Annotated in this window: 21 protein-coding genes; 9 read left to right on the plus strand and 12 right to left on the minus strand. The window is 52.2% G+C overall.

Translation table 11 applies throughout. The features are described 5' to 3' along the window. Nucleotides 1–111: 111 nt before the first annotated feature. On the minus strand, nt 112–438 hold the full coding sequence (locus IXB28_RS06325; RefSeq protein WP_215617685.1) for an Hpt domain-containing protein: 327 nt from the start codon (nt 436–438) through the stop codon (nt 112–114). Between the two features lie 165 nt (nt 439–603). Next, nucleotides 604–762, minus strand: coding sequence for a hypothetical protein (locus IXB28_RS06330; RefSeq protein WP_215617686.1), 159 nt, complete (start codon nt 760–762; stop codon nt 604–606). Nucleotides 763–818: 56 nt separating this feature from the next. On the opposite strand from IXB28_RS06330, the gene IXB28_RS06335 reads away from it, so the two are divergent. The 4 genes from IXB28_RS06335 (at nt 819) to IXB28_RS06350 (ending at nt 3,064) form a co-directional block, all read left to right on the plus strand. Further along, nucleotides 819–1,313, plus strand: a complete 495-nt coding sequence (locus IXB28_RS06335; protein ID WP_326520962.1) for a gamma-glutamylcyclotransferase — start codon at nt 819–821, stop codon at nt 1,311–1,313. Nucleotides 1,314–1,367: 54 nt separating this feature from the next. Further along, nucleotides 1,368–2,273, plus strand: a complete 906-nt coding sequence (locus IXB28_RS06340) for a cation diffusion facilitator family transporter (protein WP_215617687.1) — start codon at nt 1,368–1,370, stop codon at nt 2,271–2,273. 16 nt (nt 2,274–2,289) lie between these two features. Beyond that, nucleotides 2,290–2,808 carry a CDP-diacylglycerol--glycerol-3-phosphate 3-phosphatidyltransferase gene (gene pgsA / locus IXB28_RS06345; RefSeq protein WP_215617688.1) on the plus strand — a complete coding sequence of 173 codons (519 nt, stop codon included), beginning with the start codon at nt 2,290–2,292 and terminating at the stop codon, nt 2,806–2,808. Nucleotides 2,809–2,905: 97 nt separating this feature from the next. Beyond that, nucleotides 2,906–3,064 carry a DDE transposase family protein gene (locus IXB28_RS06350; RefSeq protein WP_407659176.1) on the plus strand — a complete coding sequence of 53 codons (159 nt, stop codon included), beginning with the start codon at nt 2,906–2,908 and terminating at the stop codon, nt 3,062–3,064. 98 nt (nt 3,065–3,162) lie between these two features. Here IXB28_RS06350 and ctpC read toward each other — a convergent pair whose 3' ends face one another. From ctpC to IXB28_RS06365, 3 genes are all read right to left on the minus strand, one after another. Next, nucleotides 3,163–4,461: a carboxyl-terminal processing protease CtpC gene (gene ctpC, locus IXB28_RS06355; RefSeq protein WP_215617689.1), complete on the minus strand. Its 1,299-nt coding sequence runs from the start codon at nt 4,459–4,461 to the stop codon at nt 3,163–3,165. 384 nt (nt 4,462–4,845) lie between these two features. Beyond that, entirely contained in the window at nt 4,846–6,072 is a 1,227-nt protein-coding gene (gene ispG / locus IXB28_RS06360) for a (E)-4-hydroxy-3-methylbut-2-enyl-diphosphate synthase (protein WP_215617690.1), read from the minus strand. 216 nt (nt 6,073–6,288) lie between these two features. Beyond that, complete coding sequence (locus IXB28_RS06365) at nt 6,289–6,759, minus strand: tetratricopeptide repeat protein (protein ID WP_215617691.1); 471 nt, start codon at nt 6,757–6,759, stop codon at nt 6,289–6,291. 331 nt (nt 6,760–7,090) lie between these two features. On the opposite strand from IXB28_RS06365, the gene IXB28_RS06370 reads away from it, so the two are divergent. Further along, on the plus strand, nt 7,091–7,942 hold the full coding sequence (locus IXB28_RS06370; protein WP_215617692.1) for an AAA family ATPase: 852 nt from the start codon (nt 7,091–7,093) through the stop codon (nt 7,940–7,942). Here the strand turns inward: IXB28_RS06370 and IXB28_RS06375 are convergent. After that, nucleotides 7,939–9,738: an aspartate kinase gene (locus tag IXB28_RS06375; RefSeq protein ID WP_215617693.1), complete on the minus strand. Its 1,800-nt coding sequence runs from the start codon at nt 9,736–9,738 to the stop codon at nt 7,939–7,941. The two genes, IXB28_RS06370 and IXB28_RS06375, sit on opposite strands and share 4 nt — an antisense overlap. A 432-nt stretch (nt 9,739–10,170) precedes the next feature. Here IXB28_RS06375 and IXB28_RS06380 point away from each other — a divergent pair, with 432 nt between their 5' ends. Continuing rightward, nucleotides 10,171–11,592, plus strand: a complete 1,422-nt coding sequence (locus tag IXB28_RS06380) for an NAD(P)/FAD-dependent oxidoreductase (protein ID WP_215617694.1) — start codon at nt 10,171–10,173, stop codon at nt 11,590–11,592. Between the two features lie 74 nt (nt 11,593–11,666). Here the strand turns inward: IXB28_RS06380 and IXB28_RS06385 are convergent, their stop codons facing one another. The 3 genes from IXB28_RS06385 to IXB28_RS06395 all read right to left on the minus strand — a co-directional run bounded on the left by IXB28_RS06385 (nt 11,667) and on the right by IXB28_RS06395 (nt 14,774). After that, a complete protein-coding gene (locus tag IXB28_RS06385; RefSeq protein ID WP_215617695.1) occupies nt 11,667–12,593 on the minus strand; it encodes a S66 peptidase family protein in 927 nt (308 codons plus the stop codon). A 48-nt stretch (nt 12,594–12,641) separates the two neighbouring features. Next, nucleotides 12,642–14,357 carry a protein kinase domain-containing protein gene (locus IXB28_RS16900; protein ID WP_215617696.1) on the minus strand — a complete coding sequence of 572 codons (1,716 nt, stop codon included), beginning with the start codon at nt 14,355–14,357 and terminating at the stop codon, nt 12,642–12,644. A 135-nt stretch (nt 14,358–14,492) separates the two neighbouring features. Further along, nucleotides 14,493–14,774 carry a Ycf34 family protein gene (locus IXB28_RS06395; RefSeq protein WP_215617697.1) on the minus strand — a complete coding sequence of 94 codons (282 nt, stop codon included), beginning with the start codon at nt 14,772–14,774 and terminating at the stop codon, nt 14,493–14,495. A gap of 552 nt (nt 14,775–15,326) precedes the next feature. Between IXB28_RS06395 and IXB28_RS06400 the strand changes: the two genes are divergently transcribed. Continuing rightward, nucleotides 15,327–16,577 (plus strand): CCA tRNA nucleotidyltransferase, encoded by a 1,251-nt coding sequence (locus tag IXB28_RS06400; protein WP_246559636.1) that lies wholly within the window; start codon nt 15,327–15,329, stop codon nt 16,575–16,577. 380 nt (nt 16,578–16,957) lie between these two features. Here the strand turns inward: IXB28_RS06400 and IXB28_RS06405 are convergent, their stop codons facing one another. Beyond that, a complete protein-coding gene (locus IXB28_RS06405; RefSeq protein WP_215617699.1) occupies nt 16,958–17,119 on the minus strand; it encodes a hypothetical protein in 162 nt (53 codons plus the stop codon). Nucleotides 17,120–17,413: 294 nt separating this feature from the next. Here IXB28_RS06405 and IXB28_RS06410 point away from each other — a divergent pair, with 294 nt between their 5' ends. Next, nucleotides 17,414–18,871 carry a DEAD/DEAH box helicase family protein gene (locus IXB28_RS06410; RefSeq protein ID WP_215617700.1) on the plus strand — a complete coding sequence of 486 codons (1,458 nt, stop codon included), beginning with the start codon at nt 17,414–17,416 and terminating at the stop codon, nt 18,869–18,871. Between the two features lie 31 nt (nt 18,872–18,902). Here the strand turns inward: IXB28_RS06410 and IXB28_RS06415 are convergent, their stop codons facing one another. Both IXB28_RS06415 and IXB28_RS06420 read right to left on the minus strand, forming a co-directional pair. Continuing rightward, on the minus strand, nt 18,903–20,915 hold the full coding sequence (locus tag IXB28_RS06415; protein ID WP_215617701.1) for a sensor histidine kinase: 2,013 nt from the start codon (nt 20,913–20,915) through the stop codon (nt 18,903–18,905). A gap of 3 nt (nt 20,916–20,918) precedes the next feature. Beyond that, nucleotides 20,919–21,179, minus strand: a complete 261-nt coding sequence (locus IXB28_RS06420) for a hypothetical protein (RefSeq protein WP_215617702.1) — start codon at nt 21,177–21,179, stop codon at nt 20,919–20,921. Between the two features lie 617 nt (nt 21,180–21,796). Between IXB28_RS06420 and IXB28_RS06425 the strand changes: the two genes are divergently transcribed. Further along, a complete protein-coding gene (locus IXB28_RS06425; RefSeq protein ID WP_215617703.1) occupies nt 21,797–23,710 on the plus strand; it encodes an ABC transporter ATP-binding protein in 1,914 nt (637 codons plus the stop codon). Nucleotides 23,711–23,805: the final 95 nt, after the last annotated feature.

The raw sequence follows: 23,805 nt of genomic DNA on the forward strand, positions 1-23,805 counted from the left end.
AACCACACCCAGCCAAAATCAAAAAAAGCCATTCCTAGGCCTCGCGTTTTAGGAATGGCTTTTTGGTCAGCGCTGTTAGTAGGGCGGCTTTCAGCGCTCTAAAAGTAAGTGCTAGCGGGTCAGGCGTTGCACTTCTTTTTGTAGGGTTTGCAGCTGTCTTAAGCTACTAGGTGCCCCTTGCAGACTACCCGATTTGGCTTTCTTCTCAATTTGGGCTGCGGTTTGCGACATCCCCACGGCACCCACATTGGCGCTGGCGCCCTTGATGTAATGGGCCACTTCCCTCGCGTTCGCTACATCGTCCGCTGAGATCGCCGCTGCTAGCTGATTGATGCTGTTGCCGACATCCTCTACGAACATGTTCAACAGCTCTTTCTCAAAGGCCTTATCGCCCCCAGCTAGCTGTTCTAATTGTTCTAGATCAAAATTCTTAGCCATAGTAGTTACTCCCTGAGAAACCCACCACATGTGGGCGATTGTCACACTTGAGAGATTGCCCAATATTCTTAAGGATCCTCCCATGGGAAAGAGAGGCTTACGAACGCAAAATGCTAGACCCCTATAAATTTACTGGAATCACATCCCATCGTTGTCAGTTGGTTGTTAATCCTTAATCAACCAACTGACAACGATGGAGCCCACCCCCAGCCAGAGCCACCAAGGTAGGCCTGGAAAACCAGAAAATATGTGGGGAATGCCATCGATGATTTGGCAGATCCATAGGCTAATAATGATCAGTATGAGACCGGCAAGGGATGTCATGGGGATGTCTAAAAAATAAACTTAGCTGCGCTTAAAAGAAATAAGGGAGAGTCACTGTGGTTACCAGATGTGGGCAGGTCGATGGATTTTATTACTTTGCCTATGGCTCCTGTATGTGCCCCGTCGATCTCAAACGTTCGTTAGGGGAGAATACCCACGACTATGTGGTAGGTCCTGCGTATTTACTAGACTATCGACTCGGGTTTTTCCGGTATTCCAGTCGTCGCCAATGTGGTGTCCTTGATATTACGCCGCATCCTAACTCCATTGTGCATGGTGTTTTATATCATTTGCCCCACTATTTGAGTGCAGGCTTAGATCGCCGTGAACAAGGCTATGTGCACCATCGGGTCGCCATTCACTGTCGGGGCCAGCAGTTTCCTGATACACGCACCTATACGGTGGTCGATAAATTGAACCATGAATGTGCTCCCAACGATTGGTATTTCGATGTGGTGATGCGGGGGGCTTGGACCTGTGGTTTGCCAGAATCCTACTGTTGGCAGCTGTTTAATCATATGCACCGGTTGCAAACCCAGTTGGCAGTTTAGTATCCGTAAGGGAGCGTCCTTCGCTACTATTAGACATGCTGCGGAAAGGTGCTCATGTCTACTGAAGTGTCTGGAGTTCGCTATCGGTCGGAAGTGAGGCAGGTCTTGGTGATCACCTTGCTTCTTAATTTGTTGGTAATGGTACTCAAGGTGATTGTGGGCTTTTGGACCGGCTCCTTGAGTTTGCTGGCAGATGCCCTTCACAGTGTGACGGATAGTGCCAACAATATTTTGGGTTTGGTGACGAATCAGCTAGCCTCACCGGAGCCCGATCGAGAGCATCCCTATGGCCACCAAAAGTATGAAGCTGTTGGCGCCCTGGGCATTGCGGCTTTTCTAGGCATTGCCTGTTTTGAGATTTTGCGGGGCACCTTCGAACGGTTGTTGCTGGGGTCTGAACCGGTCACCCTAACGCCAGCGTCGCTTTGGTTGATGTTGATGGTTTTGGGCATCAATATTGCAGTCGCCGTTTATGAGCGACGGGTGGGGCTGCGTTTGGGTAGCAATCTACTGATTGCCGATGCCCACCATACGATGAGCGATATCTGGATCACCATCGTTGTTATTACTGGGTTAATTGGTGTTTGGCGTGGTTTGGCCTGGTTGGATATCGTCATGGCGTTACCGGTGGCTATTCTGGTATTGCACAGTGGCTGGGTCGTGCTGTCGGCTAATTTGCCCTGGCTAGTGGACGAAATGGCCATTGCCCCAGAGGCCATTCACCGGGAAGTGATGCGGGTGCCTGGGGTTTTAAACTGCCACAGCATTGCCTCTCGCGGGTTGCTAGGGCGTCAGGTATTTGTGGATATGCACTTGATCGTGGAGCCCAAAGATGTGGTGAGTGCCCACGATATTACGGAATCGGTGGAACGGCAGTTAGAACAGGCGTTTGGGTCGATTCGGGCAACTATCCATGTGGAGCCTCCCAGCTATCGGGAAGAACACATTAGCTATCGATAAGCTGCAGGGGACAGGTATGAATTTACCCACTTGGATTACGTTGTCACGGTTGCTGGCGATTCCGGTTGTGTTTTGGGTGCTGGCGAATCCTACGGTGGGCAGTCGCTGGTGGGCAGTGGCGGTCTTTTTGTTAGCGGCTTGCACCGATTGGTTGGATGGATATTTGGCCCGGCGTCTTAACCAGGTGACTGAGCTAGGCAAGTTTTTGGATCCACTGGTGGATAAGTTGTTGGTACTGGCGCCGTTAATGGTGTTAGTGCAGCTGGGGACGGTGCCTGCTTGGGGGGTATTTTTGATTCTGGCCCGGGAACTGACCATTGCTGGCTGGCGCGTGGGGCAGGTCAAGGTGGTGGGGGCTAACCTCTGGGGCAAGGTGAAAACGGTGATCCAAATAGTTGCGATCGCAGTGCTGCTGTCACCGTTGTCTCAAACCTACGTCCAACTGTCCCTGGTGCTGTTTTGGCTTGCCGTTGCTATTACCTGGTGGTCTGGGCTAGTTTATTTAATCCCCCGCAGCCAGACCAGCACCCCATAACCAGTCTTTTTATTATCGGTTAACCATGGCGAACAACCCTGAGACGAATCCCAGTGAAGCACCTGACCCAGCGCCTGAACCTGCTGAGACGTGGCATATTGTGCAACGCTCAGAAGGCGCCTGCGATATTGTGACCCACACCGAGTTAGGTGCGACAGACGGTGAACCCCAAAACTGGGGCCCTTTTGCAAGCCGCTCTGAAGCCATTGCTAAACGGGTGGGGCTAATTCGAGCTGGGAAGTGCTTGCCTAAATAGGGCCTGGGGCCTTAGTTAATAGATCATCCGCCCACGCTGACCGCGGCGGTTTTAGTTGATAGATAATCCGCCCACACTAGCCGCTGACCGCGCCGGTTTTAGTTGATAGATAAGCCGCCCACACTAGCCGCTGACCGTTGACCGCGAATGACATCGTTGAGTACTTCAATGGCCTTGGCATATTGAGGATCGTCTGATGTGCCAATGCGTTCGCGGTCCTCACTGAGGTATTCCCGTTCATCATCCGATAGCTCTACGGTGAAGTTGGGCTCGATGCCTAGGGTGTTAATGTCGCGACCGCTGGGGGTGAGGTATTTGGCAATGGTCACCGCAATGCCGGAACCATCTCCCAGACCGCGTACAGACTGTACCAATCCTTTGCCAAAGGTGGTGGTGCCCACCAATACTGCTCGATTATTATCCTGCAATGCCCCCGATAGGATTTCGCTGGCGCTGGCAGAACCACCGTCCACAAGTACTACTAAGGGCTTGTCCGTTAAGGCGCGATCGCTAGCAACATTTTCATCCAACGTACCTTCCCGATTCACCGTCGATACGATGGTGCCTTCGCTGAGCCACATACGGGAAATATCAATGCTGGAATATAGCAAACCGCCAGGGTTAGAGCGCAAATCCAACACGTAGCCAGTCACATCCCGCAGTTCCAATTCCTGAATCGCCTCTCGCATCTCAGAGGCAGCATTGGCACTAAACTGAGTCAGCCGGATATAGCCCACCCCACCCTCTTGTTCTGGGTGATAGGCATAGCGCACCGGATGGATTTCAATGCGAGCCCGCACTAGGTCAAAGTCAATTTCCTCGCCATCGCGAATGATCGTCAGTGTGACTTCAGAATTGACTGGACCTCGGATTAAATTAACCGCATCACTGAGATCCATTCCCTCGGTGTTTTCACCGTCAATGGCATAAATCACATCGCCGGAACGCAGCCCTGCCTCAAAGGCGGGCGTATCCTCAATCGGCGACACTACAACAATTTCTTCCGTGTCCTCTTCCTGGGAAATCTGAATGCCCACACCGGTGAGTTCCCCGGAGGTGTCAATTTGCATATTGCGAAATTCCTGGGGATCCATGAAGCGTGTATAAGGATCTTCCAGGGTGTCTAGCATTTCCCGAATAGCATCGTAGGCTGCTGTGCTATCGGTGTAGTCACGATTCAAATAATTATTGCGAACCGCCTGCCAATCTTGATCGTTAAACGTATCGTCAACGTACTCGTGATCAATTAACTGCCAAACTTCATCAATTACCTCTTTAGGGCTTTCCCGAAAGAATGCCTGACTTTGAGACCAGTGAATGCTTGTTCCTGCAACAACTACCGCCATGGTTGTTAAGGCAGCTGCACTCAAAATCAAGCCATGCTTTTTGGTTGCCATAAAAAGAGATCCAAAGAATAGAAATGGAACGGGTTTAACCAGACAGTATAAAAGTTAGATCACACCCTACAAATATATAGGCTTTGTTCAATGGTGGCAGGAAGCGAACAAAGATTTAGTCATTCTTTTGCTATTCTATGCAGCTTAGCAACTTCCTACGGGGATCGGCCACCATTCACTAAAAATCCTGATAACTGTTGATATTGCAGCAGTTTGCCGTCGCAGATTGCTCCGCAAATTTGCTGAAATTCAATTTATCAGACCAGAATGAAATAACCATGAAGATTCCCTGTGATTATGCTTAACCCCTTGTGTAACCCTAAGCTTCACAAGGGGTTAACAAAATTAGACAATGGTTTACCGTACTATTCAGGGAAAGTCGGGTTAACTTTCTGGATCAACCCAACGATCGTCGCTTTTGATCAGGTTAATTAATTCTTCAACACCGTCCGCTTCGGGTACCCGCTTGATTTCTTCTCGGCCTCGATAGAGCGAGATATAGCCGGGGTTCTTACCAACATAGCCATAGTCTGCATCAGCCATTTCTCCAGGGCCGTTTACAATACACCCCATCACGGCAATGTCTAACCCAGTGAGATGGTTAGTGGCTTCACGCACCTTATGCAACACTTCTTCTAAGTTAAACAAGGTGCGGCCACATGATGGACAGGCCACATATTCCACCATGGTTTTGCGCAATCCCAGGGCTTGCAAAATGCTATAGCATACGGGAATTTCCTTTTCAGGTGCCTCGGTTAAAGAGACGCGAATTGTATCCCCGATACCTTGGGCGAGAAGGGTGCCAATGCCTGCGGTGGACTTGATGCGACCGTATTCCCCATCCCCAGCTTCGGTTACACCTAGGTGTAAGGGATAGGCCATGTCCAACTCATCCATGCGCTTCACCATCAGGCGATAGGCCGCCAGCATCACCGGCACCCGTGAAGCCTTGAGGGAAATGACTAAGTTGTAAAAATCCAGGGACTCGCAAATGCGAATAAATTCTAGGGCCGATTCCACCATCCCTTCGGGGGTATCGCCGTAGGTAAACAGCATCCGCTCAGCCAAAGAGCCATGGTTCACGCCAATGCGCATGGCTTTGTTCTGGTCTCTGAGGGAAACCACCAGGGGCTCTAGGGTTTCTTTGATTTTGTCGCCAATGGCATCAAACTCAGTTTTTGTATATTCTGTGCGGCTATCGCTGGGTTTCTCAAACACGTAAAGTCCAGGATTAATGCGGACTTTATCCACATGCTTGGCAACTTCCAGGGCAATTTTCATGCCGTTGTGATGCACGTCAGCTACCAAGGGCACCCGTTGGTACGTGGATATGAGCTGTTCTTTGATGGTGGCGAGTGCTTTGGCATGGGCCATGCTGGGCACCGTGACTCGAACGATTTCACACCCAATTTCATGCAGTCGGCGAATGGCTGCGACTGAGCCTTCAATATCTAGGGTGTCTTCGTTGATCATCGACTGCACCACGACGGGAGCCCCACCTCCGATGATGACATCACCGACAGGCACGGCGCGGGTTTTGCGCCGCACAATTTGAGTGTCGATTAGAGGAGCGGCATCGGTATTTGAGGAGGGAGGCGTCAGGGTTTGCATACGTTAAACAACGGTTTCAGTTTCCTAGTTTATTTTGCTAGGATCCCACAAAATGAGTACCTTTACTGGCAGTCTGAGCGACAAAAATAGTCGATTTGTCGTTACTGATTGAGCCGAGAAACGAGCTATAAAACGGTTGAATAGCCGGGGACAGCGTCAACACTAAAAATTGAGAGTAGCCTTGCCAGTTCCCTAGAAATTAACTGCCTGGGTGGGCTATTCAAGTTGAGCGATACATTCCAAAATGAGCCGCTGATTGATCAGTGAGAAGGGTTGTAGATCTAGGGTGCGACGAAAGTACTGGATGGCATCTTGGTAGTTGCCGACGGAGGCATAGCAGAGACCTAGGCCATGGAGGGCACCAAAGTGATGGGGCACTAGCTCTAGTGTTTTCTGGCAATCGTTGATGGCCGCTGGATAGTTGCCTTCCATGTAATAGAGCACAGCCCGCCGGTTCCAAGCTTCAGCAAAATCTGGCTGGGTATCGATCAGCTCATCTAAAATTGCTTTTGCTTTGGTATTTTGCTCTGCTTCTACCAGGGTTTGGCTTTCAATCAGACGCTTGGCTCCTTGGGTTCCTTTTTGGTGAAACCACATGTGCCAAAATTCGCCGATGGCCTGATTGCGTACTGTTTCGTTTTGATCTTTCAAGGCCTGAAGCAGGCGATCAATGTAGGCAGAATCCATCGTGAGAGTGATTGTGCGGACAGTTTGGGGGGAAACAGAAGGGAAACATGCTCCCCATAGTGGTGGGTCGAGATAAAACTCAGGGATGAAAGATACGGAAAGCCCCTGGCATGTCATGAATTAAGTGGACAGGGGGACGATAGAGAGTGATATACCCCACCAGGGAATGCTAAAGCAAATCTGTTGCTCAGGTGGGGATAGGGTTTAAGTAGCTAGCAGCGACTGCTGGTAAGCTTTTTTCGCATTAAGCCTAACTCAAGTTGATTTAGTAATCGTGTCATGGGCGGTGTTCACGTTATAGCCCATACTCTACGTACAAAGGATAGGTGTTTTGGTTTCCACGGTAATTCCAGTGCCACACCCGCAGTTTGTGCAAACCGCTGTTTTGGAACCGGTTACACAACGGGCACTACGCTACTTGCAGTCGGGCTACTCACTACATTTAGAGGGGCCGACGGGGATTGGTAAATCTGCTTTGGCCAGTCATTTGGCTGAGCGTCGCCAGCGTCCCATGCTGTGGATGATGGGGGGGCAAGATGTGCCTTGGCAAACAGATATCCCTGGCCCAGCAACCCAATTTAAACAGGCTTGTGCTGAAGGTTGGACGTTGGTGTATGACGAGTTTAATCGGTCTCGCCCAGAGATGAATACGGTCTTGCTGTCGGCGTTGGAGGAGCGGCGGGTGATGCGCCTCGGACAGCAGGGGCAAGACTGTGTGTCGATTCACCCTGAGTTTCGGGTGATTTTTACGTCTAATGCGGATGAGTATTGCGGCACCTATAGTACTCAACGGGCATTGTTGGACCGGTTGATTACGTTGCGGTTGCCAGTTCCCAATGTGTTGGCTCAACAGCAGCTGCTGGTGGAACTGGTCGGTTTGTCTCGGGAAGCCGCAGCCTTGGTGATTGGTATTGTGCAGCAGTTTTTTCGCCAGGTAGAGCCCGATAGCCTATCGAGTTTGCGGCCCCAATTGATGATTTCCCAGGTGTGCCAACGTACGGGCATTCAGGTTTCCGCTGAGAATGCGGAGTTTCGCCAGGTGTGTCGCGACATTTTGCTATCCCGTTCTGGGCAGTCGGCGGCGGATGCTAATGAAGTGCTTTGGGAGTTGTTTAATCGCCTGGCACAGCCGATGGCATCCTTGGAGCGGATACCATCTCGGCTGCATCCGGCTACCACCTAAGCGGGCACTTCTACTTCTTGGCTGCCAGCCAACCCAAAGGCGTTGTGGACGGCTTTGAGGGCGTCGATGCCGCTAGTCTCATCCACAACACAGCTGATTTTGATTTCTGAGGTGGCAATCATCTGGATGTTGATGTGGTTGTCGGCTAGGGCCTGGAACATTTTGGCCGCAGTGCCCGGTTCGTTCACCATGCCAATGCCGACGACGCTAACCTTGGAGATCGCAGTGTCCACCACAATTTCGCTGTGACCAAACTCATTGGCTAGCGATTGCAGCACGCTGTGGGCCATTTCCGCATCGGCCTGGGCCACCGTAAAGGCGATATCGCGGGTTTGAATGCCGTTGTGTTCGCGGCAGCGCTGGGCTTGGATAATCATGTCCACGCTGATGCCCCGATCGGCCAATATCTGAAACAGCTTGGCGGCCATCCCCGGCTGGTCTGGCACATGGCGCAGGGCCAAACGGGCCTGATTGCGGTCTAGGGCGACACCACGTACGGCGGGGCCGCTTACGGCGGCGGACTGATCCGCCCTAGCTGGAGATTGGTGGATGTCAAAGGCGGCGCAGAGGGCGGCAATGGTGCGATCGCAATCGGCGGCGGCAATGGTGCAGCTCACCTTTACCTCTGAGGTGGCAATCATCTGAATATTTACCCCGGCTGCCGCTAAGGTGGAGAACATTTTCGCCGCCACACCGGGGCGACCAATCATGCCCGCGCCCGCGATGCTGACTTTGGCAATTTCGGCATCGTTGACCAAATCCACCGTTGTCCCGGCGTCCCCCTGGAGTTCAGGAATCAAGCCAGATGCCAGCCCAGTTGCCTGGTCTAGGACATCCTTTTCCACCGTGAAGGCAATATCGTTAAAATTCCCCTCATTAATAGACTGAATCACCAAATCCACATCCAGATTTTGCTGGGCAACGGTTCCAAACAAACGGGCGGCAATCCCTGGACGATCTGGCACACTGAGCAGCGCCACCTTGGCCTGGTTCGTATCAAATTCAATTCCATCCACTGGCTGGGCCAGTTCCAAACCTTCTAAGGGTCTGGGTTGGCGATTGGGGGCAGTGACACGGGTGCCCGGATCCTGGCTCCAACTAGAACGCACCACCAAGGTGACACCATAATTTCTAGCAATTTCCACCGCTCGCGGATGGAGCACCTTCGCGCCCAAGCTAGCCAGCTCTAGCATTTCATCGCAGGTGATATCGCTCATCAGCTGGGCCGATGGCACCAGGCGCGGGTCCGTGGTCAAAATACCCGGGACATCGGTATAAATTTCGCAAGCTTCGGCTTGGAGGGCAGCGGCCAGTGCCACGGCTGATGTATCAGAACCGCCGCGCCCCAGGGTGGTAATTTCCAAGTCCGGAGCATCGCTGATCCCCTGGAACCCGGCTACCACTACCACTTGCCCCTGGTCCAAGGACCGCTGCACCCGCTCCGTTTCAATTCTCAAAATACGAGCATGGCTGTGGCGAGCTTCAGTAACAATGCCCACCTGGGCACCGGTCATGGATACTGCGGCCTGGCCCCGTTCTTGCAGGGCCATGGATAGCAACGCAATCGACACCTGTTCACCGGTCGAGAGCAGCATATCCATTTCTCGACGGCTGGGCTGGCTAGAAATTTCGTTGGCAAGCTTGACCAGGCCATCGGTGGTTTTGCCCATGGCAGAAACGACGACGACCACTGAGTTGCCTGCTTGTACGGTATTGTGCACGCGCTCCGCCACCGCTTGAATGCGCTCAACGCTGCCTACCGATGTGCCGCCGTATTTTTGGACGATCAACGCCATTCTTTTGCCCCCCTCAAACCGATGAAATTAACTGCCCACAGCAGACCGATACATCTGAAATCTGTGCATTTGCTGCTGTTACTTAACCTGGTTAACCAGATTACCAAGGGAAGTCCCGCAGTGGGGGGCGATGCCTCGGAATCTAATCGCCGCATCCGTTAATGCACCCATAGAGCCCGTTTGTGATGCTTACGAAACATTACGAAACAATGGGGTTAGTGAGTAAACCCTTTCATTTGAACCGTGAATTAGGCCCGGCTATAACGGTTTTGGTTTGCCCAATGGGAATTGTGAAAGTATGAAAAGCCTCTCTAAATAACCATCTTGGTGGGTTGATATATGAATAATTTTTGAAGAAGGTCCAAGTTTCAGCGTTCAACCCAGAGATAGACGATATAAGATTGTTAATCATCCGTAATAGTTTTTAATGCTATGACAGCAGCCCTTTCTGGTCAGGCTCCGGTAGCCCAAAAGACAACCGCTCAGCAAAAAGCACTGCATCACGTCGTTATTGTGGGTGGTGGTTTTGCTGGCCTATACGCCGCAAAATCCTTGGGTAAGGCCCCAGTGAGGGTGACGCTCATTGACAAACGTAACTTCCATCTATTCCAGCCCTTGCTGTATCAAGTAGCCACCGGTGGTCTGTCGGCAGGGGATATTTCGTCGCCGCTGCGCTCGGTGTTGAGCCGGCAGAAAAATGTCAAAGTGATCATGGGTGAAGTGGTCGACATTGACCCCGATGGGCAAAAGGTCACCCTGAAACGCAACGAAGTGATCGACTACGACAGTCTGATTGTGGCCACCGGGTCTAGCCACCATTATTTTGGTAACGACCAATGGTCCGACATTGCTCCAGGGATGAAAACCATTGAGGATGCCCTGGAAGTAAGACGTCGGATCTTTTTGGCCTTTGAAGCAGCGGAAAAAGAAACCGATCCTGAACGGCGTAAGGCGCTGCTGACCTTTTTGGTTGTGGGGGCGGGCCCCACTGGGGTGGAGCTGGCCGGTGCCCTGGCGGAGCTAGCCTACGAAACCATCAAGGATGACTTTACTGACATCAACCCCCAGGAAACCAAGATTATTTTGCTAGAGGGTATGGATCGGGTGCTGCCCCCCTACCCTGCTGACCTGTCGGTGGCGGCCAAGGCATCCCTAGAAAAGCTAGGGGTGGAAGTGCGCACCCAGTCTTTGGTTACTAACATTGACGGCGATACGGTTGCCATTAAGCACGGTGGCGAAGTGACCGAAATGCAGGCCTGCACGGTTCTATGGGCCGCGGGCATTAAGGCCTCCCCCTTGGGGAAAGCGATCTCAGATAAAACCGGTGCGGAAACCGACCGCATTGGCCGGGTGATTGTCGAGTCCGACATGAGCGTGCCCAACTATTCGAACCTATACATTGCCGGTGACCTGGCCCACTTTGCCCACCAGGGAGACAAGCCCCTGCCGGGGACGGCTGCGGTGGCCATGCAGATGGGGAGCTATTTAGCGCAAACCGTAAAGGCAAAGCTGGCCAGTAAGCCCGTGTCTGCCTTTGACTACAAAGACAAGGGCAGCATGGCGGTGATTGGCCGTAATGAAGCGGTGGCCGACCTCAACTTTATGAAGCTATCGGGCTTCCCCGCCTGGTTTATCTGGATTTTCGTCCACATTTACTTCCTCATCGAGTTTGATAACAAGCTGCTAGTGCTGCTGCAGTGGGGCTGGAACTACTTCACCTATCAGCGCGGTGCCCGCTTGATTACGGGCGACGATTCCATTCCCGCCCTATCGGAAACGGTGATGAACGAAATGGAAACGGAACTCGTCACCGTGGGTAATGGCGAGAAAGAGAAAAAAATGGTGAAAGCGTAGGGTGGGCAAGGCCCATCATGCTTGAGCCATCGGTGATGGATTGATTTCCTCTAGGGGCGCTGCTTGCAGCGCCCCTAGGCCTTTTTAGGGCCATAACCGGGAAACGACAGCAGGCCCGTGCCATCGGCATGGGCCTCTAGTTTTGCGGGGATGCCAAAGGGCAGGGCCGCATTTTCCCCATCGTGGCCAAAGGGTAGGGCCGCCACCATGGGCACACCCAGATCCCCCAGGCGTTCTTGCAAAACTTCCAGGGCGCTGAAACTGGGCACATTCTTCGGCGGTTCGCACTGGCTAAATCGGCCCAGGGCAATGCCTGCAATTTGGTCAAATTTGCCCAGCATGCGCCAGTGGGTGAGCATGCGGTCCAGGCGGTACGGCGCTTCGGTAACGTCTTCAAAGGCGAGGATGGCCCCAGCCAGGTCGGGTTCATGGGCCGTGCCCAGCAGGCAGGTGGCTACGGTGAGGTTGGCGGGTAGGAGTTTGCCCGTGGCGGTGCCGGTGACCCAGCTTTCCCCAGTCAGCGGTGCGAGGGTGTGATTTGCTAACCACGTAAATAGCCGGTTTAAGGACCAGTCGGGTTCCTGGCTAATGGTGGTGAGTAGGGGGCCATGGACGCCGCCGCTGAGCGCGCCACTCCACAGCAGGCTGGTGATGTCGGAAAAGCCGATCAGCCATTTGTTAATGGGGTGGCCCTGGGTATCGGTGGGCCACTGCCAGTTTTCCAGCAGGCGGGTGCCGCCGTAGCCGCCGCGCACACAGAGGATGCCTTTATAGTTGGGATTTTTGAGGGCTGCTAATAGCTGTTGTCGGCGCTGGTGGTCTTTGCCGGCAAGATAACCCCAGCGCTGGTTGTAGTTGGGGCTTAGCTCTATTTGGTAGCCGCGATCGCGCCAAACCTGTAACCCGGCCTCAAATTTTTCCGTTTCCCGCAGGGTGCCGCTGGGGGCGACTGCATAGAGTAAATCACCAGGCACTAGGGGGGCAGGCAAGCCGTAAGTCATGAAGAAAACGAGCAAAAATCGTTTCTGATCATGTCATAGGAATTGGCATTACGGCATCTTTCTCTGCCAAATGGTGACGGTTTCGTCCTGGCTGCCGCTCACTAATGTGTGCCCATCAAAGGCCAGGGCAAGCACCCCCCAACCTTGGGCTAATGTGGACACACATTGGCCGCTGCCGTCATAAATCCGCAGGGCATTGCCGTCGGTGCCCACCGCCAACAGCCGCGCATCGGGGCTTAGGGCCAAGGCCGTAACACTATCTGAGGTGGCACAAAACGGTGTGGGTTTGTCGGGCTGGCCCAAGGGCCATACGTTGACCCCACCTTGATCGTCTCCAACGATGGCGTAGTAACCACCAGGGTGCAGGGCTATCCCCTGGCTGGACTGAATCGGCAGCGTATTGAGCAACCCCTTGGCTGCTAATGACCAGATCCGCAGGGTGCGATCGCGACCGACACTCGCCAACCGCTCCCCCTTGGCCGCAATTCCATTTACCCCATCCTGGTGCTGGTTAAACCGATGGTGAATGTTTAAGGGGTCCACAGTCCACACCGTAATCAGTCCGGTGCTGTCGCTGACGATGAGATAGGGGAATGCAATGGTTAAGTCCGTGGGTTGCCAGCCTGACTGCGTCAGGGTGTGCAGTAGTTTTCCCTGGTTGAGGTCCCACAGTTTGACGGTGCCGTCACCACTGGCGCTGTAGAGAATGGGCCGCTGGGGATGGAAGGCTAGGGCCACAATGCGATCGCGATGCCCACGCCCCGTCAGCGGGTGGATGTCTGTGGCAGTCGCCAGATCGCAAACCAACACCTGGCCCGTGCTCGTGCCCATGGCGAGGGTGGTGGCTTGGAGCGCCAGGGCCGTCGTAATACCCGGCGTCAGTTGATACAGCGGTTGCCAGGCAACCAAATTCGCCGCGGGTGCCAGTTCTTTGGGTGGGGCTGGGCGAACCACGTTCAGCGGATTGGGGATTGCCCCCTTGGTGGGCAACAAAGATTTTGCCCGGTTGAGCAATGCTTCGGTGGGGGATCGTTTCAGGTCAGCAATCACCTCTTCGGCCCGGGCATAGCGTTTTTCTAGGGAACGCTCTAGCAGTTTATCCAGCACGCGACCCAGGGTTTTGGGTAGGGGCGCCACAAGCAGGTCCGGCCAAATCCAACGATTGTCCGCCACGGAATAAAGATCAAAGGGGGCCAGGCCGGTCAGTAAATGAACGGCCACTAAGCCTAGGCTGTAGAGGTCGCTAGCATATATCAAGCTGCCCAGGGCTTGCTCAGGGGCGGCATAGGCCGCATCTCCGCCGGTCATGGCGAGGGCTTGCCGGTCAATGCGTTGGGTAATGCGAAAATCCACCAGAATCGGGCGCGGTCCCTGGCGGATATTGGCCGGTCGAATATCCCCATGGACAAGGCGGAAGCTGTGGAGATGTTCTAGCAGGGACAGTAGGGACAGCAGCCAGGCGACTACCTGCGATGGAGACCAGGGCGGTGGCTCTGCCTGGGGAATGGCAGGGGCCGTGACATGTTCAAAGGCAAAAAACTGGCCGTTGTCTGTTTGCCAGCTATCGAGCAGGGTGGGGACCTGGGGATGCTGAGTGACGGAGCGCAAGCGTTGGGTGAGGGTTTGCAGCGGTTCTTGCGGCCTGTAAATTTGCTTAACCACCCGAAGTTGAGGCCCATTGCCGTGAGTAAATCGGGCCAGGTCCGTTTGGCCGTGATGCCCTTTACCTAGGGGCTTAAGGAGTTCGTAGCGGCTGGCATTCACAACGGGCGGCTGGCTGTTGGATCTGATGGGCTAGATTGACTGTGGGAGGCAGGCCTAGGCCCCCGTGAAGCCTAAGGAGGGGCCAGTAAAGGGGAGAGAATGAACTTTTAGCGTTGATACTGCACCAGGTCCTATTTAGGTGGGAATGGCTTCACCGGGGCGGAGTCTGGCCCATTTCCCCTGGTCTTGCTGAAAGCTGTTGCAGCCCACTACGTCATATTCAAAGCCAAAATCACCGGATTGTACAATCCGATCGCCTTCAACGCTAACGACGGGGGGCTGAATGTTGGCGTTAATGGTGGGATTTTCGGGATCAAAATCTGGGGTGTCGGTAAGATGGGGCTGTCGATGGTTCGCTTCGACGGCATGGTACGTGATACAGCGGTCCACATAGTGGCAATTGATGCAAATACACATGGTTGGGGAACGGTGTAGTTGTTAGCTTTTTTCGGAATTCTGGCCTCACAAACCTGTAGCTGTGGTGAGGGTGGGTTTCACCTACTTTAGCGCAGCTAAAATATGGGCAAGGAAATATATTGCAAATTGTTCGGTTGTCCTAAATTTTCAACGAAAATCTAGCCAGGTTTTGGTTAAGGCCCCTGAAAATTGTGTCTAGATTTATCAGGTTTTTGGGAGGGGGCCCTGAAAAAAATTGTGTCTAGATGCATTGGTTTTTGGTTAAGGGGGCCCTGAAAAAATTGTGTCTAGATTTATCAGGTTTTGGGGAGGGGGCCCTGAAAAAATTGTGTCTAGATTTATCAGGTTTTGGAAAGGGGGCCCTCAAAAAATCGTGTCCAAACTAGCTAATTTTTGGTTAGGGCCCCTGAAAAAAATGTGTCTAGATGCATTAGTTTTTGGGAAGGGGGCCTGAAAAAAATGTATTGAGATAGGTACAGACAGGTGACGCAATGTAGGAGAATTGTAAGCCGCACTACGTTAGGAGCTGCATCGTTGAATTTAGTTTCGTCTATGGCGTCTGCCCTGATTCCTAAAACTTGGCCCTTTGATAGTCGCTTGCTGCCGGAAACAGCCTGCGTCGTTGGGGGCTCTGTTCGGGATGCTTTATTGAAACGCCAGGCGGAATATTTAGATTTGGACTTTGTGCTGCCGGACGGGGCGGTTGCGATCGCGAGCGACATTGCCAAACGCTACCGGGCCGGGTTTGTGGTGCTCGATGCCGACAACCAAATCGCCCGCGCGGTCTTTGACGAAGCCACCATCGATTTTGCCCAACAGGTGGGGCCCACCCTGGAAACCGATCTGCAACGGCGGGACTTTACCATTAATGCGATCGCTTACCATCCCCAGAGCGATCGTTTGATCGATCCCCTCAATGGCATGGCGGACCTGCAGCAACAAACCCTGCGCATGGTCAGCCGTGAGAATTTGGCTGAAGATCCGCTGCGGTTGCTGCGGGCCTACCGGCAGGCGGCCCAGCTCGGGTTTACCATCGATAGCAATACCCGGTGCACCATCCGAGATTTAGCGCCCCTGCTCAAAACCATTGCGGCAGAGCGCATTCGCCATGAACTAGACGCCCTACTGAGCCAGCCCCATGGCGCCATGTGTTTTCGCATGGCTTGGCAGGATGGCCTGTTCGATTCCTGGCTGCCCCACCTGGGCGATGAACATGCTGGGCGGCTAGCTACGTTAGACCGGGCGCTGGCTAATTTACCGAGCCTGCCGGGCTATCTTGGGTTGCTCCACAGCTGGAAAGAAGCGGTGCCTGCGGGGCACTATCGCAGCTGGGTTAAGGCCGCTCGCCTGTCCATGCTGTTGCCCGATGATGAATCGGCCGCTAACCGCTGGTTGACTCGGCTAAAGTACAGCCGCAGTGAGGCCCAAGCTATTTGTCGAGTGCTGCAAACCCAGGCCTATGTGGAGCAATTGCTGGGGCCGGGGCTGTCTAGGGCAGACGAGTTTTTTCTGTTTAAGACGGCGGGCACCAGTTTTCCTGCCGTATCTTTAGTGGCGTTGGCCAAAGGGGTGGCACCGGCAACCGTAGTGGCCTTAGTCAAGCGGTATCAAACCCCTGGAGATCCCATTGCCCATCCGGTTCCATTGGTCAGTGGCAAAGATCTGATGGCCACCCTGGGGCTTAAGTCTGGCCCCCACATTGGGCAGTTGTTAAATGCCATTGAACGCGCCCAGGCCGAGGGGCAGCTGACTACCGCTGCAGATGCGTTGGTTTGGGCTCAGGACTTTGCTGGCGAAAGCTAGTGCCGGGGCAAGGCTCAACTTTGGAGTTGGGTAGGGATAAAGAGTGGAGGCTAACGCGTCACTCTTTGTTTCGTTTTACGTTTCATTCGCTATTGACCGGCTGCTAACTCTTCGGCGTGACGGACGATTTAGGTTAGCCACGGACCTCGATGAAGGCCGTGTTTGCCGCAAGCCATCAAACTGACACCGCCAAACCGACACCGCCAAACAAATACTGCCACCGAAGTCCTAACCTCGGTGGCAGTTTAGTTGCAAAATATTCGTTGTGATGTGGTTTGAGTTGAGGGGGAGTTTCCAGTAAAGGCCTCTCGTTGCCTAGTATTTTCAGATATGAAACATGCTACCCAACTCGCACTGTAGAAATTACCGAGACACCGGATCTATAGTTTGGGATCCACTGCCACATCCCCATCGGCGATGCGAACGATAAATTCGGTACCGCTGGGAGGTGTTTTTGGTGATTTCTCAACTTTCTTTTTGTCGCCGCTCAGCATCACAACCGAGCCAGCAATCGCTAAGCCTAGAATCATTGTAATATCCATGGGACGAGCCTCCTTGGTAGCAATCTGTAGGTAGAAACAACGTTGAGTGCATCCATTCCAGATAAAACTTAGAGGTTTTCCCGGATGGCTAATTCAATTGTTACTGAACGTTTATAAATTACCTCCGTGAGTGCACGGACCTTTTATAAACTACCTCCGTGCACTCACGGACCTTTGGCCATTGGGTATCGATCTTGGATGCTCTTTTGAAGATGAATTAGGGGATTCGTGCTTTGAATAGGCGCTTTGGTATATTTATTGACCAACGCTGTACTATCAATTTTTCATTGATCGATGGTCCGTACTCCCACTCTTCGGTTTGATCGCGGGACATTGATCTTGCATCCCCCTCCCCGAGGTAAGGGATGGATTGAACATGCGGTTTGGGATGATCGCATTGAGCGCTTTCGGATTCCGGCCCATTGCTATCGCCCGCTGTTGGAGTCCCTGCGTCAGGATAATGTGGCGATTGAAGATCACGCATCGGAGTTTAAGCCCTTAGAACTCCAGCCAAACTTGACCTACGACCCTTACCCCCACCAAAGTGAAGCCTTGGTGGCCTGGCAACAAAATCGATGGCAGGGGGTGGTGGTGTTGCCAACGGCGGCGGGAAAAACCTATTTGGCCCAGCTGGCCATGCAGGCGATTCCTCGCAGTGTGCTGATTACGGTGCCCACATTGGATTTAATGCACCAGTGGTATGCCCATTTGGAAACGGCCTTTCCCAACGCGGATATTGGTTTGCTAGGCGGGGGCAGTCGCGATCGCACCGATATTTTGGTGGCTACCTATGATAGTGCCGCCATCCATGCGGAAAATTTGGGCAACCGCTATGGCCTGTTGGTGTGCGATGAGTGTCACCATTTGCCTAGCGATTTTAATCGGGTGATTGCGGAATATGCGATCGCGCCCTATCGCCTAGGGCTGACCGCCACCCCAGACCGGGCCGATGGTCGCCATGGCGATCTCGATCAGCTCTTGGGTCCGGTAGTGTATAGCAAAACAGCGGCGGAGCTATCGGGCCATGCCCTGGCCCCCTATCAGATCATTCAGCTCAAGGTATCGCTGTCGGACATAGAACGCCGTCGCTATTCTGACTTAATTCAACAACGGAATGACTTTTTGCAAGAGGCCAAAATTTGGCTGAGTAGCCCTGAAGGATGGAAACGGTTTGTCGCCGCCAGCGCCCGTTCCCAGTCCGGGCGTCGGGCCATGTTAGCCCACCGAGAAGCCAAGACCATTGCCCTGGGCACAGCGGGAAAGCTACGCATCCTCGAAGACCTATTGGCACAGCACTATCCCGAACGCACCATTATTTTCACCAATGACAACGCCACGGTCTATAAAATATCCCAAGACTTTCTAATTCCAGCCATTACCCACCAAACGCCAGTTAAAGAGCGGCGACAGATTCTCCAAAATTTTCGCAACGGCGACTACACCGCCGTCGTGGTATCCCATGTGCTCAATGAAGGGGTGGATGTCCCAGAGGCGCGGGTGGCGGTGTTGCTCTCGGGCAGTGGTTCGACCCGAGAGTATATTCAACGCTTGGGGCGGGTGCTGCGCAAAGGCGATGGCAACAAACTGGCCCTACTCTATGAAGTCATTGCGGAAGAGACCACGGAAGAAAATATCGCCCGCCGCCGCAAAAAATCCCCCCGTCAGCGCGATCAGAATGCATATCGACCAAAACCGCTCAAACTACCGCTGGTGGCCGAAGCCGATGGCACACCTGAAGATTTGCCCTATTGATGCCACAACAGCATTCCCCATGGGCCTATCCCTACCTGGTGACTGAGGTGACTGCAGTGGAGCTAACGAGTTCATTGAAGATTGGTTCAGCCGGTAGGGCATCAATGGGCAGGGTGATGGCAAATTCGGTCCCTTTGCCAAGCTTGGAGCGCACATTAATAAACCCCTGATGCTGTTGAATAATTTTGAAACAGATGCCTAATCCTAAACCTGTACCTTTGCCCACCGGCTTCGTGGTGAAAAACGGGTCAAAAATCTTAGCCTGAATGTTGGCCGGAATGCCTGGGCCACTGTCGCGAATAATAATTTCCACTTGATTTTTGGTAGCTTTTCGGGTGGCAATCGTTATCTTTTTATGGTCGCAGTCGGCATCAAACATGGCATCCAACGCATTGGAAATAATGTTGGTAAAGACTTGGTTTATTTGGGCCGGCAAGCAGCGCACCAATGGCAAATTACCATAGTCTTTGACGACGGTGACGTCATATTTGAGGCGGTGGTTCAAAATTAATAGCGTGCTATCTAACCCTTCGTGAATATCGACATCTTTGACCGTGGCTTCGTCTAAACGAGAGAAATTGCGTAGCGATTTGACAATTTCATGAACGCGCTGAGTGCCCACATTCATAGAGGTGAGCACCTTCATTAAATCCTCCAACAAAAAGTCAAAGTCAATCTCCTCTCGTTTTTGTAGAATGACTTCCTCGGGCTCTGGATAGGTCTTTTGATAGGTATCTAAGAGGGCCAATAGATCTTGAAAATAATCTTCTAGGGGTTCAATATTCCCTTGAATAAAGCTAATGGGATTATTGATTTCGTGGGCAATGCCCGCCACCATTTGACCCAGGCTAGACATTTTCTCGGTTTGAATTAGCTGGGCCTGGGTGTCCTTGAGCTTATGCACGGTATTCGAGAGTTCCCGGGTGCGCTCCTCCACCCTAGACTCCAAGGTTTGGGCAGAAATTTCAAGTTCATAGGTGTACTGGCCAACCCATTCAATCAGTTGATTGAGCGATAGTGCGAGCACACTAATGTCATCTTTGGTGTTTGCAGTTGCCCGCAAATCGAAGCGTTGCTCACCGGCCACTCGCTGGGCCAGTAGGGAAATATCAAGAATAGGTCGAGCCACACGTTGAGCGATCCAATAGCCCATGATCGTCGTCACTAGGGCTCCTAAGAGCGCCACTGGAATGATCGACAACCAGAGTGTGCGCAGCGATTGGCTTAAGGATTGTTGAGAAACCAATAAAATCAGTTCGAATTTTTGATTTCCCAGACCCGCCAGATCAATGGTGTGAATAACAAAATCCTGTTCATTGATGGTGATATAAGAGTTGGAGCGGCTTAGATCTACCTTGGCTAGGGTGCTGTTATCAATCTTTGATGAGAATGTGGAGGCAACAATGCCATCTTCACCTAGGATTAAAATCTCTTCTTTAATAACTTGATTGATCTGGGTCAATAACTTATTGCCTAGGGCATTGCCTAAAATAATTCCCCCCACAATGTCTTGCCCATTGCGGATGGGGGCCGTGCCGATGAGCACCGGGGGACCAGGGTTGCCAGAGTCGATGATGGTTGCCATGTCCGACCCGGTGAGCAGGAGATCTTGAATGGATTGGGGGGGGACACTGCTGCTACCCAATGCCAGATCCTGAAAGCTAAATAATGCTGTTTTTTGGTCGCTAATAATATGAATATGATTGGCATTTAAGGTACTGCTTAGGGGCAAAATGCTATCCCTAAGCTGGTTGTGGTTGCCCTCAATGGTTCCTTGAATAATGGGTGTTTTGGAAGAAAGCAGCTGGGCTGTTTTGTGTAGGGAGTCTAGTTCTTGGGAAATTTCCTGTTGCACTAGATCAATTAAATCTACAGCCTGTTCCCGTTGTTCCTTCTCTAGCTGATTCGAAAATACGAGGCCCACAGCTGTGGTACTTCCTGCCCAGAAAATCAAAAACATGACAATAAAAGGCACGCTGATTTTTAACGGCAGTGAAGCGTTTTGGTAATTGAGCAATAACTTTTTATAAAACGCTAAACCCATGGGCTAAAAAGTCTTAAGTGAGTCATTGGCATCGACTAGCCGAAGGTCGGTAGTTGGGGGCTGCCCTGCTGAGCTGGCCAAAGTGTGGCGCAAGGTTTGATTGTTTAGCGGTGGGGCTAGTGCAATCTGAACCGTGGTTGTATCACCAATTCTGATCACCCTGGGTGGGACGATGGATTTTGTGGGGGCTGGCTGATGGGTACAACCCACCAGCAGCAGTGTGCTGGCTAAGATCAGGGAGCGGCGCATCCAGGTTTGACCCATAAGGCCTCGTGGCAGAAATGATAATGGCGAGTGTCTATGTAAGTTTTCCGATACGGATATGACACGGTGTGTTCATTCGATGCACAGTCCCTGCGAGTTTGTTCGAGTGACTTGAACACCCTAACAAGCTACTACCTGATATACGCAGGGCAGGGTAGAAAATCCGTCATAAATTTCACGGAGACGCTTCCTCTTTTATGTTTACTTGATGAACTTATTTCATCTGCTGAAATATTGAATAAAGTTGTTATTTGACTAGCAAATTTATTCAATATTTGAATATCTAACTGGTGTTGCTGTGCTAATAGAATCTGCGGCCTCAATGGTTTGATCTGGTTGGGATGGCGGTAGTTAAAAAATAGCGATATCTACTACTTTTATCCGATATGGTCGCGATCGCTTTACGTTTACTTCCTTGTTAAATGTTGATTGCTGAAAATGCCATGATTAAGGTCATAAATCAGCGGTGTATGTTATCAGGAACTTAGCCCATCCATAGCCTGCCGAAGACTTAGTGTTGTAGCGATATGGGGCCTGCTAGATCCCTTCCTGATTTGTTTCGCACCATTAGATCGTTTGCCCAGGTTACACTAGCAACGGTTCTTCTTTGTTAACTCATGACTCTGCTGGCTCTACGGGATATCAATAAGGATTTTGGCATCAAGGAAATTTTGCGAGATGCCAGCTTTAGCATCGAAGAGGGCGACCGGGTGGGGCTGATTGGTACCAACGGTTCGGGAAAATCCACCCTGCTGAAGATGATTGCGGGGATTGAGCCCATTGACAGTGGCGAAATTTGGAAAAATGCCAGTAGTAAAATTGTCTACTTGCCCCAGCAGCCAGAGTTAGACGACGAGCGCACGGTTTTAGAACAGGTGTTTGCTGACAGTGGCGATAGCATGGCCCTGGTGCGGGAATATGAGCTGATTTCGGCGAAACTGGCGGAAGCGGATGGGGATTCGAATCAGCTGATGTCCATGCTGTCGCGGGTATCCCAGCAGATTGACCAGGCCAATGCTTGGGAGCTGGAGACCCAGGCCAAGGTCGTCCTCAGCAAGCTGGGAATTGAGGATTTTAAGGTCAAGGTGGGGACGCTGTCGGGGGGATATCGGAAGCGGGTTGCGATCGCAACCGCCCTGCTTTCAGAGCCCGACCTAATCCTGATGGACGAGCCCACTAACCACCTGGATGCCCTATCCGTAGAATGGCTCCAGGACTACCTCAGTCGCTATCGCGGTGCCCTGTTTCTCATTACCCACGATCGCTATTTCCTAGACCGAGTCACCAATCGCATCCTCGAAATTGACCGGGGCGACCTATATCCCTACGGCGGCAACTACAGCTACTATCTAGAGAAAAAAGCCGGCCAGGAAGAAGCCGCCGTCAGCAGCCAGAAAAAACATGCCGGGGTGCTGCGTCGAGAGCTTAAATGGTTGCAGCGGGGGGCCAAGGCCCGCAGTACCAAACAAAAGGCCCGCATCGATCGCATTCGCGACATGCAGAACACCGAATTTAAGCAGACCCAGGGCAATGTGGAAATTTCCACCGCCGGTCGCCGCATCGGTAAAAAAGTGATCGAGCTGGAAAATATCACCAAGGGCTACGATGGCCGCACCCTGATCAACGACTTTTCCTATCTATTTACCCCAGCGGACCGCATTGGCATTATTGGCCCCAACGGGGTAGGCAAATCCACCCTGATGAACATTGTCACGGGGCGAGAGCAGCCCGACTCGGGCACCGTAGACATTGGGGCCACCATTCACATCGGCTATTTTGACCAATATTCCGACGATGTCAACATTAACGAGAATCAGCGGGTAATTGACTATCTAAAAGATGTCGCGGAGCTGGTGACCACCACCGATGGCACTGTGATTACCGCTTCCAAAATGCTGGAGCGATTTCTCTTCCCCCCCGACCAGCAATATTCTCCTATTCACAAACTTTCCGGTGGAGAACGGCGACGCTTATTTTTGTTGCGAGTGTTGATGCAGGCTCCCAACGTGCTGATTTTAGACGAGCCCACCAACGATTTAGATGTCCAAACCCTGGGGATTTTAGAAGAATATCTAGAAGACTTTAATGGCTGTGTTATTGTCGTTTCCCACGATCGCTACTTTCTAGATCGGGTGGTAGATACGGTCTTTTCCTTTGAAGGATTAGGCAAACTAAAGCAATATCCAGGCAACTATTCTGTCTATTTAGAGTACAAAGAAAAAGCAGAGCAGGCGGAAAAACTCAAGCAAGAAGCTGCTCCTAAAGCCGAGAAGGCCCAAAATGCTAAACGGAAGGACGCGTCTAAACCGAAAAAACTCTCCTATAAGGAGAAACGGGAATATGCCACGCTAGAAGAGAAAATTCCTGAGCTTGAAGAAGAGAAAGAGACCCTGGGGCAGCAGCTTTACACCAACCCCCCCAGTGACTATAACGAGATGCAAACCCTGGCGCAGCGACTGGCAGATTTAGAAACCGAGATTGAAACCTCAACCGAGCGTTGGATGGAACTGGCAGAGCGCATGGAAGAGTGATGGCTGGGCCTTATATGGGGCCGTGGTTAGCGATAGTGATGGTGGCTTTGAATAAAATCAACCCTTCACCGTGGGTTTCGATAAAACCTTGATGG

This window comes from Leptothoe kymatousa TAU-MAC 1615 (assembly GCF_018739865.1).
Taxonomy (GTDB): domain Bacteria; phylum Cyanobacteriota; class Cyanobacteriia; order Phormidesmidales; family Phormidesmidaceae; genus Leptothoe; species Leptothoe kymatousa.

Excerpts from the sequence above, each read along its gene's own strand:
- IXB28_RS06340 (WP_215617687.1), top strand. The coding sequence starts at position 1,368 with ATGTCTACTGAAGTGTCTGGAGTTCGCTATCGGTCGGAAGTGAGGCAG.
- IXB28_RS06400 (WP_246559636.1), top strand. The coding sequence starts at position 15,327 with ATGGCGTCTGCCCTGATTCCTAAAACTTGGCCCTTTGATAGTCGCTTG.
- ispG (WP_215617690.1), bottom strand. The coding sequence starts at position 6,072 with ATGCAAACCCTGACGCCTCCCTCCTCAAATACCGATGCCGCTCCTCTA.
- IXB28_RS06420 (WP_215617702.1), bottom strand. The coding sequence starts at position 21,179 with ATGGGTCAAACCTGGATGCGCCGCTCCCTGATCTTAGCCAGCACACTG.
- pgsA (WP_215617688.1), top strand. The coding sequence starts at position 2,290 with ATGAATTTACCCACTTGGATTACGTTGTCACGGTTGCTGGCGATTCCG.
- IXB28_RS06380 (WP_215617694.1), top strand. The coding sequence starts at position 10,171 with ATGACAGCAGCCCTTTCTGGTCAGGCTCCGGTAGCCCAAAAGACAACC.
- IXB28_RS06365 (WP_215617691.1), bottom strand. The coding sequence starts at position 6,759 with ATGGATTCTGCCTACATTGATCGCCTGCTTCAGGCCTTGAAAGATCAA.
- IXB28_RS06410 (WP_215617700.1), top strand. The coding sequence starts at position 17,414 with ATGGTCCGTACTCCCACTCTTCGGTTTGATCGCGGGACATTGATCTTG.
- IXB28_RS06415 (WP_215617701.1), bottom strand. The coding sequence starts at position 20,915 with ATGGGTTTAGCGTTTTATAAAAAGTTATTGCTCAATTACCAAAACGCT.
- IXB28_RS06330 (WP_215617686.1), bottom strand. The coding sequence starts at position 762 with ATGACATCCCTTGCCGGTCTCATACTGATCATTATTAGCCTATGGATC.
- IXB28_RS06325 (WP_215617685.1), bottom strand. The coding sequence starts at position 438 with ATGGCTAAGAATTTTGATCTAGAACAATTAGAACAGCTAGCTGGGGGC.
- IXB28_RS06425 (WP_215617703.1), top strand. The coding sequence starts at position 21,797 with ATGACTCTGCTGGCTCTACGGGATATCAATAAGGATTTTGGCATCAAG.
- IXB28_RS06405 (WP_215617699.1), bottom strand. The coding sequence starts at position 17,119 with ATGGATATTACAATGATTCTAGGCTTAGCGATTGCTGGCTCGGTTGTG.
- IXB28_RS06385 (WP_215617695.1), bottom strand. The coding sequence starts at position 12,593 with ATGACTTACGGCTTGCCTGCCCCCCTAGTGCCTGGTGATTTACTCTAT.
- ctpC (WP_215617689.1), bottom strand. The coding sequence starts at position 4,461 with ATGGCAACCAAAAAGCATGGCTTGATTTTGAGTGCAGCTGCCTTAACA.
- IXB28_RS06395 (WP_215617697.1), bottom strand. The coding sequence starts at position 14,774 with ATGTGTATTTGCATCAATTGCCACTATGTGGACCGCTGTATCACGTAC.
- IXB28_RS06375 (WP_215617693.1), bottom strand. The coding sequence starts at position 9,738 with ATGGCGTTGATCGTCCAAAAATACGGCGGCACATCGGTAGGCAGCGTT.